The sequence below is a fragment of the Pedobacter riviphilus genome, from assembly GCF_014692875.1.
GTDB classification, from domain to species: Bacteria; Bacteroidota; Bacteroidia; order Sphingobacteriales; family Sphingobacteriaceae; genus Pedobacter; species Pedobacter riviphilus.
In genome coordinates this window covers 1,214,950-1,231,268 of sequence record NZ_CP061171.1, presented here as the reverse complement: position 1 = coordinate 1,231,268, position 16,319 = coordinate 1,214,950, and the positions used below count along the sequence as shown (strand labels likewise).

General features: G+C 38.6%; 11 protein-coding genes. 8 read left to right on the top strand and 3 right to left on the bottom strand.

The genetic code is table 11. The features are described from left to right. Positions 1–11: 11 nt before the first annotated feature. Genes H9N25_RS05135 through H9N25_RS05125 form a run of 3 tightly spaced genes read left to right on the top strand, consistent with a single transcriptional unit; the run spans position 12 to position 5,375 of the window. Positions 12–3,296 (top strand): efflux RND transporter permease subunit, encoded by a 3,285-nt coding sequence (locus H9N25_RS05135; RefSeq protein WP_190328160.1) that lies wholly within the window; start codon positions 12–14, stop codon positions 3,294–3,296. A 13-nt stretch (positions 3,297–3,309) separates the two neighbouring features. Beyond that, complete coding sequence (locus H9N25_RS05130) at positions 3,310–4,410, top strand: efflux RND transporter periplasmic adaptor subunit (protein ID WP_190328159.1); 1,101 nt, start codon at positions 3,310–3,312, stop codon at positions 4,408–4,410. Between the two features lie 23 nt (positions 4,411–4,433). Next, positions 4,434–5,375: a helix-turn-helix domain-containing protein gene (locus tag H9N25_RS05125; RefSeq protein WP_169502053.1), complete on the top strand. Its 942-nt coding sequence runs from the start codon at positions 4,434–4,436 to the stop codon at positions 5,373–5,375. 255 nt (positions 5,376–5,630) lie between these two features. Here the strand turns inward: H9N25_RS05125 and H9N25_RS05120 are convergent, their stop codons facing one another. Then, positions 5,631–8,903 (bottom strand): M1 family aminopeptidase, encoded by a 3,273-nt coding sequence (locus tag H9N25_RS05120; RefSeq protein WP_190328158.1) that lies wholly within the window; start codon positions 8,901–8,903, stop codon positions 5,631–5,633. 241 nt (positions 8,904–9,144) lie between these two features. Continuing rightward, complete coding sequence (locus H9N25_RS05115) at positions 9,145–10,044, bottom strand: ABC transporter ATP-binding protein (RefSeq protein WP_190328157.1); 900 nt, start codon at positions 10,042–10,044, stop codon at positions 9,145–9,147. Between the two features lie 311 nt (positions 10,045–10,355). Between H9N25_RS05115 and H9N25_RS05110 the strand changes: the two genes are divergently transcribed. Then, positions 10,356–11,852 (top strand): sensor histidine kinase, encoded by a 1,497-nt coding sequence (locus H9N25_RS05110; protein ID WP_190328156.1) that lies wholly within the window; start codon positions 10,356–10,358, stop codon positions 11,850–11,852. Continuing rightward, positions 11,849–12,574: a LytR/AlgR family response regulator transcription factor gene (locus H9N25_RS05105; protein ID WP_167293697.1), complete on the top strand. Its 726-nt coding sequence runs from the start codon at positions 11,849–11,851 to the stop codon at positions 12,572–12,574. The genes H9N25_RS05110 and H9N25_RS05105 overlap by 4 nt, the downstream gene beginning before the upstream one ends. Positions 12,575–12,577: 3 nt before the next feature. Here the strand turns inward: H9N25_RS05105 and H9N25_RS05100 are convergent, their stop codons facing one another. Next, entirely contained in the window at positions 12,578–13,171 is a 594-nt protein-coding gene (locus H9N25_RS05100; RefSeq protein WP_167293696.1) for a 2OG-Fe(II) oxygenase, read from the bottom strand. A 106-nt stretch (positions 13,172–13,277) separates the two neighbouring features. Between H9N25_RS05100 and H9N25_RS05095 the strand changes: the two genes are divergently transcribed. From H9N25_RS05095 to H9N25_RS05085, 3 genes are all read left to right on the top strand, one after another. Then, positions 13,278–14,030, top strand: a complete 753-nt coding sequence (locus H9N25_RS05095; RefSeq protein ID WP_167293695.1) for a TlpA family protein disulfide reductase — start codon at positions 13,278–13,280, stop codon at positions 14,028–14,030. Continuing rightward, positions 14,030–15,031 (top strand): phosphotransferase, encoded by a 1,002-nt coding sequence (locus tag H9N25_RS05090; protein ID WP_190328155.1) that lies wholly within the window; start codon positions 14,030–14,032, stop codon positions 15,029–15,031. Before H9N25_RS05095 ends, H9N25_RS05090 begins: the two co-directional genes overlap by 1 nt. A gap of 62 nt (positions 15,032–15,093) precedes the next feature. Next, positions 15,094–15,957 (top strand): dienelactone hydrolase family protein, encoded by an 864-nt coding sequence (locus H9N25_RS05085; RefSeq protein WP_190328154.1) that lies wholly within the window; start codon positions 15,094–15,096, stop codon positions 15,955–15,957. Positions 15,958–16,319 lie beyond the last annotated feature (362 nt).

The following is a 16,319-nucleotide window of genomic DNA, read 5'->3' as shown; positions in this document are numbered from 1 at the left end:
TGGCTATATAAATGAATTTAATACGTTTCGCACTCCGCAAACCCATATCCATCATCGTTTTAGTGGCTGGCTTGTTCTTTTTCGGTATAGGGGCCATCAACCAGATCAAGGTTGATATCCTTCCGCAGATGAACCTTCCGGTAATTTATATTGCGCACCCCTTTGGTGGTTACACACCCGACCAAATGGAGGCTTATTTTGGTAAACAATATGTTAACATCCTGCTTTTTGCAAACGGCATTAAAAGCATCGAAACCAAAAATACGCAGGGTTTAATGCTCATGAAGCTTACCTATTACGAAGGCACCAATATGGCCCAGGCAGCAGCAGAATTAAGCGCATTATCTACAAGGGCGCAAGCCATTTTCCCGCCAGGTTCGCAACCGCCATTCGTTATCCGTTTCGACGCTTCGTCGCTTCCCGTAGGGCAGCTGGTACTGAGCAGTCCTATCCGTACCAACAACGAATTGCAAGATTTGGCCAATACTTATGTACGTCCTAGTTTTTCGGCTATACCTGGCTTGCTTTCTCCCGCCCCTTTTGGTGGTAGCCCAAGAACAATAGAAATTAACGTAAACCCGTCACTTCTGCGTTCCCATAACCTAACGGTAGACCAAGTGGTTGAAGCCATTAGGCTAAATAACCAAACCGCTCCTTCGGGAAATGTGAGGATAGGCGATAAAAACTATATCACACCAACCAATTATACCATTAAAAAGGTAAAAGATTTCGAAAACATTCCCCTATTTAAAGGTAGTGTACAAAATTTACAGCTCCGAGATGTGGCTACTGTTAAAGACGGAGCCGATTTAGTAGCTGGTTATGCCTTAATTAATGGTAAACGCTCTGTATATTTAAGTATAGCCAAATCTGGAGATGCCTCTACCTGGGAAGTGGTTAAAAACTTAAAGAAAAACCTGCCTAACATCCAAAATACCTTACCAGAAGATGTTAAGCTCTCTTATGAGTTCGACCAATCGGTTTATGTAATCAACGCCGTAAAAAGTCTGATCAGCGAAGGTGCCATTGGTGCAATATTAACAGGTTTGATGGTATTGCTTTTCCTTGGTGATAAACGAGCCGCATTGATTGTAATCCTGACCATTCCCACCTCTATTATTGCCGGGGTGCTGTTCCTAAAGTTGTTTGGGCAAACAATCAACATCATGACACTGAGCGGATTGGCACTAGCCATTGGTATTCTGGTAGATGAATCAACTGTAACGATAGAAAACATTCACCAGCATTTTGATATGGGTAAACCCAAGGCCCTGGCTATTTGGGATGCCTGTAAGGAAATCGCTTTTCCTAAACTGCTAATCCTGTTTTGTATCCTTGCTGTATTTGCACCAGCCTTTACCATGACTGGTATACCTGGAGCACTATTCCTACCGCTGGCATTGGCAATTGGCTTTTCGATGGTGGTTTCATTCTTGTTATCGCAAACTTTCGTACCGATTATGGCCAACTGGCTGATGATTGCACATCCTAAAAAAGGCAGTAATCATCACCCAGGCATTACACAAGACGAGGCCGATTTTGCTGCCACCGGCATTACACTCGAATCGGAAAAAGACACCCTGAACCAAAAAAGGGTGCTGGTTGAACGCGAAGATTTTAGTGGCAATGGTAAAATTGGTTTTTTCGATAGATTCAGAAACCGTTTTATGCGTTTCCTTGATCGGATATTGCCTTATCGAAAGTCTGTTGTTTTGATTTATTTGGTCATAATTATCGGCCTGGCAGCGTTGCTATTGGCTAATATCGGTCGCGATGTTTTACCACGGGTGAATTCGAGTCAGTTTCAATTGCGTTTACGTGCACCTGATGGGACACGCTTAGAACGGACCGAAGAAAAAGCAAATGTGGTTTTGGCTGAGCTGAAAAAAATGGTTGGCGAAGAACACGTGGGCATTTCCTCCGTGTATGTTGGTCAGCACCCTGCTCAGTTTTCGGTAAACCCAATCTACCAGTTTATGGCTGGTCCGCATGAAGCTGTTTTTCAGGTAAGCTTAAAAGATTTTGAAGAAGATATGGACGATTTTAAAGATCAGTTCAGGGAACGAATCAAAAAAGTATTGCCTGATGTTAAACTTTCATTCGAGCCGATAGAACTAACAGATAAGGTATTGAGCCAAGGCTCTCCTACCCCCATCGAAGTACGTATTGCAGGCAAAAGCAAAAAATTGAATGAAAAATATGCCAATAAAATCCTCGCAGAATTGAAGGAAATCCCGTACATGAGAGATGTTCAGCTGGCACAGCCCATTAAATATCCATCATTAAATATCGATATCGACAGAACACGTGCAGCGCAGATTGGGGTAGATATGGCCGATATTTCAAGGTCATTAATTGCTTCAACTTCATCATCACGTTATACCGATAAAAATATCTGGTTAGATGAAAAGGCAGCTTTGCCTTACAGTGTTCAGGTTCAGGTACCACTGAACCAAATGACCAGTAAAGATGATATTGGAGAAATTCCTTTATTGAAAAACTCGGCACGACCAGTATTGAGCGATGTTGCAAAAATTACTCCTGATACCACGGCTGGAGAAAACGATAACATTGGTGCCATGCCCTTCCTATCGGTAACAGCAAACCTTTACCATACCGATTTGGGGACCGCATCTAAAGACGTAGAAAAAGCCATTAAAAACGTTGGCGAACTGCCGCGCGGATTAAATGTTACCGCTATAGGCCTAAGTAAGGTGCTAACTGATACTTTAGACAGCTTACAATCGGGCTTATTTGTGGCCATTGTGGTAATTTTCTTAATGCTGGCGGCCAATTTCCAGTCTTTTAAAGTACCATTGGTTATTTTAGCCACTGTACCAGCGGTTATTTTAGGCTCATTACTATTATTAACCATCACCGGATCAACCTTAAACCTGCAATCGTATATGGGGATTATCATGTCAGTTGGAGTTTCTATTGCCAATGCTGTATTACTCATTACCAATGCAGAGCAATTAAGAAAGCACAATGGCAATGCACTCGAATCGGCACGCGAAGCTGCTGCATTACGTTTACGTCCAATTATTATGACGAGTATTGCAATGATTGCGGGTATGTTGCCAATGGCCATTGGTCATGGTGAAAGCGGTGGCGCTGTTTCACCATTGGGCAGAGCGGTTATTGGTGGTTTATTGGCCTCAACATTTGCCGTACTCATTATATTGCCATTGGTATTTGCATGGGTTCAGGGCAAACAGACTACCGATTCGATATCGCTTGATCCGGAAGATGAAGAAAGCATCCATTACATTAAAGGTTTACAAGAAAACGAATAAATCATCATTACAAATGAATACAAAGATATTTTCAACAGGATTATGGAGTACAGGATTTTTAGTACTAACGGCTATATATGGCTGTGGGCACTCCGAATCGAAAGTAACACCCAAGAAAGAAAAAGAAGCAACGATAGCTACATTCGACCTTAAAAAAGAGAAATTATCAACCAAACTGAGTTTACCGGGCGAATTAATTGCTTTGCAACAAGTTGATTTATATGCTAAAGTAAGCAGTTTTGTAAAAACCTTAAAAGTTGATATCGGCTCAGAAGTAAGCAAAGGGCAGTTATTGATGACGTTGGAAGCACCCGAAATGAGTTCACAACTGGCCGCAACACAATCGCGGATAAAAGCACAAGAAGCAATTTATACGGCGAGCAAAGCGAATTACAACCGTTTGTACGAAACCAGCAAAACGCCTGGAACGATTTCTACAAACGACCTGGACCAGGCGATGGCAAAAAAGAACTCGGATTTAGCACAGCTCGAAGCAGCAAAAGCGGCCTACAAAGAAGTAAGTTCAGTTCAGGATTATTTAACCATCAGGGCACCTTTTAGCGGCATTATCTCGGCCAGAAATGTGAATTTAGGTGCTTATGTTGGTCCTACGGGTAAAGGCTCTGATCTGCCTTTGTTTACTTTGCAGGATCAGAAAAACCTGCGTTTGGCCGTTTCCATTCCGGAGGTTTATACGGGTTATTTAAAAGCGGGCGATGAAATTAGTTTCACTGTAAAATCTTTGCCTAATCAGACCTTTAAAGCTAAAGTGAAACGTTTATCCGGTGCTTTAGATGTCCGTTTACGTTCAGAGCGTGTGGAGATGGATGTTCCAAATGCTTCAAAGGTTTTATTACCTGGTATGGTAGCTGAGCTGGATATCCCGCTTCCGGCCAATGCCAGCACTTTTATCATCTCTAAAAAGGCATTATTAGATACCAGCGAAGGATTATTTGTATTAAAAGTAGCGGATAACAAAGCGGTTAAAGTGGCTGTAAAAAAAGGCAGGGAAACTGAAGATAAAGTCGAAGTTTTTGGTGAGCTGGCAGAAGGTGACAAATTAGTGGCAGAACCTACAGAGGAAATGCATGAAGGAATGGTGATTAAACCATAACTTTACATGACTAAGGATTAATTATGTTATCAAAAAATCAAGAGCTTTCTACGCTTCAAAAAAAGGAAACTTTAGAGGATTTTTATAATAGGCTGAAAATTACCCGGCCAGAGATCCCTACGCCAAGCTTGGGGATGATTAATGATATCGGGCACTTTAATGTTTTTAATAGAAGTGTGGTTTGCACCAACATCCCCTCTGCTTTTAGCCGCAGGGATTTTTATAAAATTTCGTTGATTATTGGCAATGGCATTTTGCATTATGCGGATGCTGACATAGAAATTAAAGGTCGGGCGCTACTGTTTACCAACCCGAATATTCCATATTCCTGGGAAAGTACCTCGCCCAAACCTGCAGGTTTTTTCTGCCTCTTTACCGAGAATTTTATCCATAACCGCAACGAAACCCTTCGCGATTCGTTATTGTGGCGCATAAATGATAGTCCGGTAATTCATATTGATGAAGAACAGGAAGTAACGTTAAGGGATATTTTCTGTAAAATGATGAAAGAAATGGATGGCGATTACATCCATAAATACGATCTGTTAAGGAATTATGTGCAACTGATTGTTCATGAAGCATTAAAGGTAAAACCACAAGATATTTTATTTAAACAGAACAATGCATCGGCACGTTTAACCGCGTTGTTTCTCGAATTGTTGGAAAGACAGTTCCCAATCGGTTCTACCGAGCATATTTTAGAGTTAAAAACAGCCCACGATTTTGCTTTCCGTTTACTGGTGCATGTAAATCATTTAAACCATGCTGTAAAGGAAGTAACGGGAAAAACTACTTCTGAGCACATTTCGAGAAGGATAGCAACCGAAGCGGTAGCCTTGCTGAAACATACTGAATGGAATATCGCACAAATTGCTTATTGTTTGGGTTTTGAATACCCCGCTAATTTTAACATATTTTTTAAACGTCAGATGCAATGTACACCAAAAGGTTTTAGGGCAAATTGATAAGAATAGTATTAAACCTAGTCGTTTAACAAGTGAAGCGCCAATCCTGAAATGAGGAAACGGCGCTTTTTTATTTCATCATGTAGTCATCCGTCATTTCGAACTAAGTGCAACGAAACCTGGAATCTAAGGAGAGGGTCGTCACCCTGAACTTGTTTCAGGGTCTTATCCATAACGATTTTCAAAAATAGATGCTGAAACAAGTTCAGCAGGACACACCTTTGATTGAGAATCTCCTGTATTAGTAATTCTTTTTTAATCCACCACAGCTAAATGATCGCTTTTATCAGCATCTAATACATATCCATAAGGATCAATAGCCACCGTTTTTGGTTTATGCCCAACAATAATGGAAAGTTTGGTTTTACGCTGGTTTATTTGAAACTTTTGGGCATATATAGGTTTAGTATCAGGTTCCCAATCCATTTCCAACTGGTCAAAACAGGCAAGATCCACTTCAAGATCCGGTAATTGTTTATCGCCATTACTTAACCTTTCTGCATCAATTTCCAGGTCAATTTTAAATTTTCCGCTACTCAGTTTTTTACAATTGATCACTTTAATGCCCAAATCATAAGTAACTACCCCGTTAAAACAATCGTTGATAAACTTTTTATGTTTAGGCAAAGCTTCCTTTAAAATTGCGTTTACCAAATCGGCCGCTGTGGCTTTAGGCTTCGGATTTTCATGATCGATAATAAGCTGACTCAATATTGTATTAAATTTCTGCTCTCCAATCAATTCTTTCACCGCATACATCGTTAATCCTCCTTTTTGGTAATGTACATAAGGTTGATCCAAGGTTTTGGCCAAGGGTAGCTCCTCTTCATTATTATTCCGGTTTAAAAAGTATAGGTTATTATCGTAAGCCAAATATTTTCTTAAATACATTTTGCCAAAAGTCTTTTCAATCAGCACATTTTCGGTGTATTTAGCTAACGATTCGGTGAGCATGGCATAACCTGTACCATCTGCCGGAGCCAATATATTTGCCCACCATTGGTGCGCAGTTTCGTGTGCGGCAATAGCATAACTCTGATCGATAGAACCTTTCTGACTATAATTCCCTAGAAAATTAATGTTCTCTGCACTAAAAATCACTCCCGGATAGGCTGTTGCAGCACCTTTATATTGGGGGATTTCGGCGATGGTTAATTGTTTAAGGGGGTATTTCGCAAAATGCGTATTACCGTAATCCAAGGCATCTCTAACAGCCTTAAACATACTTTTCAAATTATATTCTTGTCCAGGCTGATAATAAATATTTAAATCTATCCCCTTGTAGCGTTCTTTTTTCAATGTGTATTGTGCACTGCTCAGTGCAAACATGAAATTAATCGGTATATCGGTTTTATACTTAAAATATTGCCGGTTATTGGCTACCCAACTCGTCTGCAACGCTCCAACGGTGATCACCCGCTGATCAATGGCTGTAGAAATGGTTGTTTCTAAGTTTATCGACTCATAAATTTTGTTAAGATTCGGTTTGTCTGCAACTTCGGGTAAACCTGCTTTTTTCCGTTCGTGTTTATCTTCGCACTCAAAATTATAGCAATAGCCCAAATGAGGTACAAATTTCTCTATTTCAATGTAAGTTCCATTTTTCACAATAGAGTTTTCACTATTAAAAGGAGTAAATCCCGATTTAATTACTTCGATAGAAAAACGCATCACAACCTCTTTATTAGGCTGCAAAGGTGTTTTTAAGGTAATAAACTGCTGGCTAAACCGTTCATCCTTTTCGCTTTTTTTACTTTCGGCAACATCCACAGAAAAAGAATTTATATCGGGACTAACATAGATCCATATTTTTGTGATGGGCAAAGTTGTTTCATTTTTTAGGTTATAGGTACCTTTAATGCTGTACTTTCCTTCATTAGGATATAAATCTACACTCATTTTAACGGCTTTAATTACTGGTTGGGGCAGGCTTGCCAGCTTTTTATATTTCTGTTCGTAAGCCAAACTCCAGTTTAATTGCTCCTGTTTATTTTTATATTTTCCGATGGTATTGGTTTGATGATAAATAAATGCAGCACAAGAAATCCAGATCAATAATGCTAAAACAGTAGTCCATTTATGTTGCTTCAATGTTAAGCCTATCGATCTGAATCTTGTTTTAACCTTAATTTCAACTAAACGCTGCCACATTCCAATGGTTAAAACGGCAATAACAATTACAAAAGCCGACCAATACAGCATATACCAGTTAAATGCGTTGGTATAATACCCAAAACCGTTAAAATAAGAATGTAATAAATCAGGTACTGTTGCAAATCGGAAAAGATAGTGGGCTAAGCCAAACCTTTCCGCATACGAAACCAGAAAAATAACGATCATGCTCAGTAACATACCGAGATACTTGTTCGTACTTAAATTCTGGATAAAAACGATGAGTACTACAAAAAGTAATAAAGGGAATGCGCTATAATAGTACAAGGATAAATACATAGGTAACTCAATATGGAAATAGCCATGTGTAAGCTGAAGAACAATACCGATCCCAATATTTAGCGTGACGAGAATGAAAACCAGCGCAAAAAGACTCAGGGTTTTTGCCATCCATAAAACTGAATTCTGAACAGGTGTACTGTAAATCAAGGAATGAATATTTACTGATTTTTCTCTGCTAATGGTTTCTGCCGCGTAAAAAATAATCAGGACCAGACCGAATTTCATCGAACGTATTTCTTCGATGATAATACCTGTTGCCGGATAACTATGAATGCCATAAACACCACTGAACAACTGGTCTTTTAACTCTACCCCGAAAAGAAAAACCCATAACAATAGCATGACCATAATGGGGATGTTTTTAAACAAGAATATCATTTCGAGTTTAAACTGTGCGAAGAACGTATTCAGATGGTAACGAAAACCATTTGAAAAAACTGCGAAAGCACGATAAGGAACCAACTCAACCTGTTCTGCTTTAGCTGCTTTAATTTTTGGCTGTTGTTGCTGCTGCAAACGAAAATTGAATAAGCGATAGGTAATTAGCACCACCAAGGCTGTAAAACCAAGCCAAAGCAACCTGTTGAATAAAAAGGTACCGTTGAATGGAAATAACTGTTGATTGCGCTCTAGACTTGTCCATGTTCTGGTTTCGCCAAAAAACGAGGCAAGTGCAAAAGGATCTAAAAATAGGGGTAAAATATCGGGACTACCTGCTTTCATTGTCGATGTGGCCAACAATGGCGAATTGCCAAATATCGAAGCGAGCATGTACAAAATGTAAATCAACACACCTACCACATAAATTATCCTTACATTTTTGGTTAATACGGCAGTACAAAATAAAATACCGGCAGAGAACAGTACATTTGGAAGGGCAAAAACTAAAAGTGGCTGTAGAAAATAGATGATATGAAAACTGCCTAACCGATCGGCATCGAGAAAGAAAGTGCCAACGTAAATACCCAAGGCCACCAGCACGAGTAAACTAAAAACAGAAATGATAAGGCCTAAAAACCTTATGACAAAATAAGGGAGTTTTTTGATCGAAGTAGTAAAAACAACTGCTTCCATTTTATACATACTATCCCTAAGCACCACATTAGCACTAAATAATGTACCCGAAAAGATAGAGAAAAGCGAAAGCAGGGCAATGATGTTGGTAATAACAAATGGCGAATTTTTATGTACGTCGTCAGAACCAAATCCCCCTGTACCACGCAGAAATACCCTAGAATAAAAAACAAAAGCGCTGCCACTTTGAACGATATTTGTCCGAAATGATATTTCAGCTCAAATTTTAGTAAATCTATAATCATAGCTTAGCCTCCAGATTTTGATTGGCAGCGCCAAATAAGGAAGAAAAATAAACCTCTTCTAAACCTGGGTAAACAGGTTCGAAAATGTGTGCCGGGCATTCATCTGCTAAGACGAATACATAACATTTACCCGAAATAATTTTGGTAGAAATTACATTAAAAATGGATGAATATTGAGCCAGGTCTACCTTATCGATTGCCTTTCTCCAGATTTTTCCATCTAATTTTTCGATCAGTCTTGAGGGTTTACCCTGTAAAATCAATTTGCCATTTGCCATCACTGCCATTTCAGTACAAAGGTCATTTACATCTTCTACAATATGGGTAGACAAGATAACCACCCGATTGGCACCAATTTCACTCAACAGATCATGGAACCGGTTTCTTTCCTGTGGATCAAGCCCTGCGGTGGGCTCATCTACAATAATTAACTGCGGATTACCCAATAAAGCCTGTGCAATACCGAAACGCTGCCGCATACCACCAGAAAAAGTGCTGACAGATCTTTTTCTCACTTCAAATAAATTGGTCTGTTGCAGAAGTGAAGTCACCTGTTCCTTCCGTTCATTCTTATTTTGTAATCCTTTTAAAACCGCAAGATGATTGAGTAAATCTATAGCTGAAACTTTAGGATATACGCCAAAATCCTGTGGTAAATAACCCAACTTGTTGCGCATTTCCTGAGGATTTTGTAACACATCGTTTCCATCAAAATGAACCTGACCGGCGTCTGGTAGCTGTAAGGTAGCAAGTGTACGCATAAGCGAAGATTTGCCTGCTCCATTAGGTCCTAATAAACCAAACATGCCATTTGCGATATTGAGGGTAACATCATCAAGAGCCTTTACACCATTTTGATAAGATTTTGTAAGTTGCTGTATTTTAAGCCGTACCATATTAAATAATTAAGATGGATGCAAATTAGACCGATTAAACCGATCTGTTAAATTTAAGTGACGAAGGAAGCCGAAATGATGATGAAAGGAAATAATAACCGTGATGTTCCTTTCATCATCGAAAACATACCTTTCATCATCTAAATTTTTCGCAAACTTTAAACTTTAATAACTTTAGAGATGGCTTCCAAGATGATCATCCTGATATTGTCGGGCTGAGCGGAGTCGGAGCCTTTTATAATCAGATCATTCAAAAAAAGATTGCCCTTCGGCTACGTTCATTTTTAATTCATATTATCCTATTTAAAAAAATGCTCAGTACAAAAAAATTCAGCTACAACTATAAATACCAGGATTTTTTCATAAATGTTGGCCTTTTGTTGTGGATAGCCATATTTAATACTTACAACTTAACTACCAATATCTGGCTTAGCTATGCCAGCTGCATTTTGGCTTTGGTTTTTTGTTTGCTCCCTGTACTTATTTTTTCTTTTCTTAAAACCAGACTAAAAAACGTCCTCAGTCGAAATCGATATGTTGCTTACTGGTGCACTTGCTTCTTCATCCTGCTTCCGCTTTTTACTGGCATTGCATTTTACCTGCAAATTGCGAAGCTTGACAATGCTGTTTTCATTTCAACAGCTTTGGCGGCAGTCGCCCTCGAAATCATGTTGATTGCTAATCAGTATTACCAGAAAAAAGTGCAGCATATTAAATGGATCAAAAAAATTGGTCTGGAGAACGCCGTACTCATTACCATCATTTTACTTGCAGCAACCATCTCCATAATGGCTGTTTCGAGCTTAGAGAACCCCATTTACCAAAGAAAGGGCTTCCGTTTGGTTGGTTTCGAATTCAACTTTAAAATGCTAGTGTTTAATTTTGGAACATTTTTAAGCTTCTTTTCACAATTTTTGATCATGTATTTATGCGGATACCTGCTTTTCCTGATCAATAGCCGTTTACTGGTATCTAAAATACTCAAAGAGAAAGGACTACTCATTTACCTTTTAACGCTTTCTGCCACCATCGCAGTTCTTTACCCCCTATTGGCCCAAATATTAATTTCGCTTCCCATTAACACGGTTTTTGGTCGGAGCATATTCGTAACTAACCCTTTCGAGCTTGAAAATGCATTTGGGGCCTTTGCCATTATGCTGATCAGTTTACCTATAGTTTTGGCGCTACAATGGGGAAAACAGAACAACAAGATCCTCTCGTTAGAGAAAGAAAAATCCCAAAATGAACTCGACCTGCTAAAACAACAGCTTAATCCTCATTTTTTCTTTAATACGCTTAACAACCTTTATGCATTAAGTTTGCAAAAATCTGAGAAAACGCCCGAAAGTATTTTGCAATTATCAGAACTGATGCGTTATACGATTTACAAAGGGCAGGAAAAAACAGTTAAACTTTCACAAGAACTCGATTATATCAATGATTATATTCAATTACAGCAAATCCGTTTGCAAAAAACCTTACATTTTGAATTTGATAAGCAAGTTAAAAACGATCAGATTGATATTCCTCCCCTCCTGCTAATTGTATTTGTAGAGAATGCATTTAAACATGGTATTGAACGTGCCGAAGACGAAGCTTTTTTAAAACTATCTCTAACCGCTAACGATACTGAAGTTGTTTTCTGCTGTGAGAACTCCTTCGATCCAGAAGAAAACACCAATTGTAAGGGAATTGGGATTGATAATTTGAAAAAGAGGCTCGAATTACTCTATCCCAACCGTTATACGTTGGATATTACCTCCATTGCTAATATCTTTAAGGCAGAACTCAAACTCCAGCTAACATGAGCTTACGTTGCCTAATCGTAGATGATGAACCGCTTGCACACGGCGTAATTACCGAGTATGCAAAAGATATTCCTTTTATTTCGGTCGTCGGCCACTGCTACCGTGCTACCGAAGCCCTGGATTTTTTGAGCAAACAACAGGTAGATTTAATTTTCTTAGATATCAGGATGCCAAAGCTAAATGGCCTGGATTTTTTGAGAACCTTACCACATAAACCGCTTGTAATTATTACCTCGGCATACGAAGAATACGCTTTAGAAAGTTTTGATCTGGCGGTTTGCGATTACCTGTTAAAACCCTTCAGGCTCGATCGTTTTGTAAAAGCGGTTAACCGCGCACTGGAATTGTACAACCTTAAAAAGCAAACTGCTGCACCCACTGAAATTGAAAAAACAGTGCCTGGGAACAATGGACAAATCTCTATTAAGGCAGACAAGAAACACATTCTGATAAAAACAGACGAAATACAATACCTGGAAAGCCTGGGTAATTATGTTAAAGTTTGGAAAGACCACGATTTTTTACTTACCCCACGAACATTGGGTAGTTTTGAAGCTCAGTTATCAACAGATTTCATCCGAATTCATAAGTCTTATATCCTCAATAAAAAATATGTCGATTATTTAGAGGGCAACACCATTGTACTCAAGAACGGCCGGGAGGTCCCTATCGGTAAAAATTATAAGGGGATAATTAAACAGTTGCTCAATATTGAAGATTAGCGTTTAACCAATTTTAAGCCATCCTGTAATGCTCATCCTTTGTTTATTGGTAAGCAATACCTCGTGCGCCAGATCTGAACTTCTAAAGAACACACTTTTACCGTTATTTGGAGCGATATTCTGTTCCCCATCAACATGATAAATGCGCAGCTCTCCTCCATCTTCCATTTTCCAATCGGCATTTAAATACATAACCATCGAATATTGTCTGCTTCCGTTGTTCTGAAACTGATCGATATGTTTTTTGTAAAACGTACCCGATTCATAAAGTGTATAATGAAATTCGTATCCAGTGATACCCGTATAACAGGTGCGATTTAAATAAACTACAAATTCGTCCATCAGATTGAAGAAATCATTTTCGTACTGGTTATTATGCTTTCTGTCTAACCAGTAAATCACGTCACTTCTAATCAACTTATTTTGATTAACAACTGTATCGTTACCCACACCGGCATTTAAAAGTTTTTTATTTTCAAATAACCCGATCAGGTTATCTTTAAGGTGCGCCGCCAAAGAAACACTTAAAAAATTTTCAGCAATACCCACTTTATTCTCGATAAAACTATCGATAAGGCAATCAAATATTTTTTCCAACAGATTTATTTAATCTTAAAACAGCTCGCCTAAGGGCTGTAAGGTAATCTTATTTAATGGCTAATCTTAAAACTAATTGTTAAATTGCATACAAAACTCAAATCTCATGAAATATCTATTTACGCTCTTACTATCAATGTTTTCTTGTTCCATTATTTTTGCCCAAGACACGTCAAAATCTGTTCAAAAAAAAGTAGTCAGGGTATCCACATCAATGTCGCGTACTAAACTCGACACTAACAGAATTGTATATGATGAAACGGGGAAAGCACTCCGCTATTATCAGTATAGCAAGGTGATGAATACCGGAGAATATTCAATTAACTATGACGGAAATCCATCTCTTCCAACAACTAAAGCCTTTTTAAAGAAAATATCTCAAGAAGAACAATTCAAAAGGTATGAAATGATAAAAGAGTTGATGAAAATTAATAATTCTTCTATCGCTGAAGGCAAAACATTAGACATTTCTACGCTAACTGCATTTTATGAAAAAGAAAAGATTGAAAACAAGGCCATTGTTTTGATATTCTGGTATGCAAACTGTCCTCCTTGCACAGAAGCCTTTGCAGATATTAGCACCTTTCTAAAGCAGGTAGATAACACAAAAGATTTATTAGTCCTTGCAATTACAACTGACGATCAGACAGCTGCTACAGCTAAATTAAAAGAAAAACCTTTGCTATATGCAGAATTAATTAGCTCGGGCCGTGCTATTGCCAATGCTTATCAAATAAAAAGCTATCCGTCATATATTGTCACCGATAAAAACCATGTAATCAGATATGCCATTGCAGGTAGTTCACAAATCACCATTCCTGGATTAAAAAATGCTATAAAAGCTGTTTTACAACAATAATGAACATTTTCCCCGCACAATACTCCACTTTATCAGCTGCTGCTTTAAAAGATTATTTAATTGAAACCTATCATTTAGACTTATCTACAACATGCCGTTTATTAATCAGGAACGTTAGTGATACTTATATTCTGGAGAATCCGAGTCAGAAATATATCTTCAAAATCTACCGCAATGCCCACCGTAAACGCAACGAAATTGAAGCTGAAGTAGAATTACTTAACATTTTAAAAACAAATGGAAATTCGGTTTCTTATCCAATAACTGATAAAGAAGGGAAACAGATTCAACAGTTTAATGCCATTGAGGGCTTACGGAATGGTGTATTGTTTTCTTTTGCTGAAGGGAAAGTGATTTTAGACCTCGAGCATCAGCACCTTATTCAGTTAGGATACGATATAGCTAAATTGCATCAAACCACTTCATCAATAAAACTGAATAACCCTAGACCGATATTCGATTTTGAAACTACTTTATTTAAGCCCTTAAAAGATCTCGAACCTCGTTTTTCGGAAATGAAAGAAGAATATGAATATTTGAGCAACATTTCAGAAAAAGTAGTTAAAAAGTTTAAAGAATTCGACACATCAAAATTTAGTTATGGTTATTGCCACTATGATTTCTTCCCTAAAAATTTCCATTTTGATGAGCAAGGAAAAATTACCTTCTTTGATTTCGATTTTGCAGGAGAAGGTTACCTGATAAACGATTTAATGTCGTTCCTTAACCATTATTTCTTCCATCAATTGAATAACCTAATTTCCAAAGAGCAGGCAGAAAAGGATTTCGACACCTTTTTAAATGCATATCAGCAAGTTAGGCCATTAACTGACGATGAATTAAAAGCCATTCCATATCTGGGTATCACCTTTCACATCTTCTTCCTGAAATTCTTTTATGATAATTACGATGATTGGTCTAATAATTTTTTAACCCCACGATATACAAAACACCGTGTAACGCTGATTAAAAAATGGGAAGAAATGTATTGTAACTTTTAGGCAATGCTAGCTCAAATCTCAACATCCTTGTTTATCTTGTAAGGTAATTCAAAATCAATAAGATGGATCAGAAAATAATCAACCTGTACGATGAGTATACCCACAGCCAGGTAAGTAGAAAAGATTTTATGCGAAAGCTGGCTATCCTGGCGGGCAGCACAGCATTGGCCATGACTATTCTGCCAATGCTGGAGAATAATTATGCCGCTGCAGCAGATTTTAACACTGATGATATCGATGTTGAAAATATTACCTACGCTGGTGTTGATGGTGAAATGAAAGCTGTATTGGCCAAACCAAAAGGTAAAAAGAATTTGGGCTGTGTATTGGTTATTCATGAAAACAGAGGATTAAATCCACATATTATTGATGTAACCAAACGTATCGCTGCTGAAGGTTTCCTGGCTCTGGGTGTTGATGCTCTCTCGCCACTTGGTGGAACGCCAGCGGATGAAGATAAAGGGCGTGAATTAATTGGCAAATTAGATCCTGAAAAAAACTTGCAGAACTACTTGAAGGGCCTGGATTATTTACGCAAAAGAAAAGACGGAAATGGTAAAGTAGGTTGTGTTGGTTTTTGCTGGGGCGGTGGAATGGCCAATAAATTAGCGGTTAACGATCCTAAACTGCAGGCTGCTGTGGCTTATTATGGCGCACAGGCCAATGCGGCCGATGTTCCTAAAATTAAAGCAAGTTTAATGCTACATTACGGGGGCTTGGACGAACGCATTAATGCCGGGATTCCTGCCTATGAGCAAGCTTTAAAAGACAATAAAATTGATTACAAAATTTATATCTACGATGGCGTAAACCATGCGTTTAACAACAATACGTCTCCTACCAGATATAACGAAGCCGCAGCAAAACTGGCCTGGAGCAGAACAATTGATCTGTTTAAACAAAAACTGGCGGTGTTAACGAGGTAATGACAATTTCCAATTATAAGATCGTCATTGCGAGAAGGCTTTTTCAGCCGACGAAGCAATCTTAATGCGAAAAGCTGGTTAACGAACGTTATAAGATTGTTTTCCCGAAAAGTCGGGGGTAGGCCATCATCCTCTACGCAAAACGATTTCTCTGTTTTGGAAAGCCTGCTTCCGGTGTTTCACAGGTGCTGCAGCTCCGCCATCGCTTATAGTCCTCACTGCGTTGCGGGCTATTCCGCTCTGTTTATTAACAATGTTGGCAGGTAGAATTGGAATCTCTTAATAGTACCACTAACTCTGCCCCTTAAACCCGATTGTAATGTAAAGCCCACAGCGAGGCACGAGCGAGGACTTGGAATAAA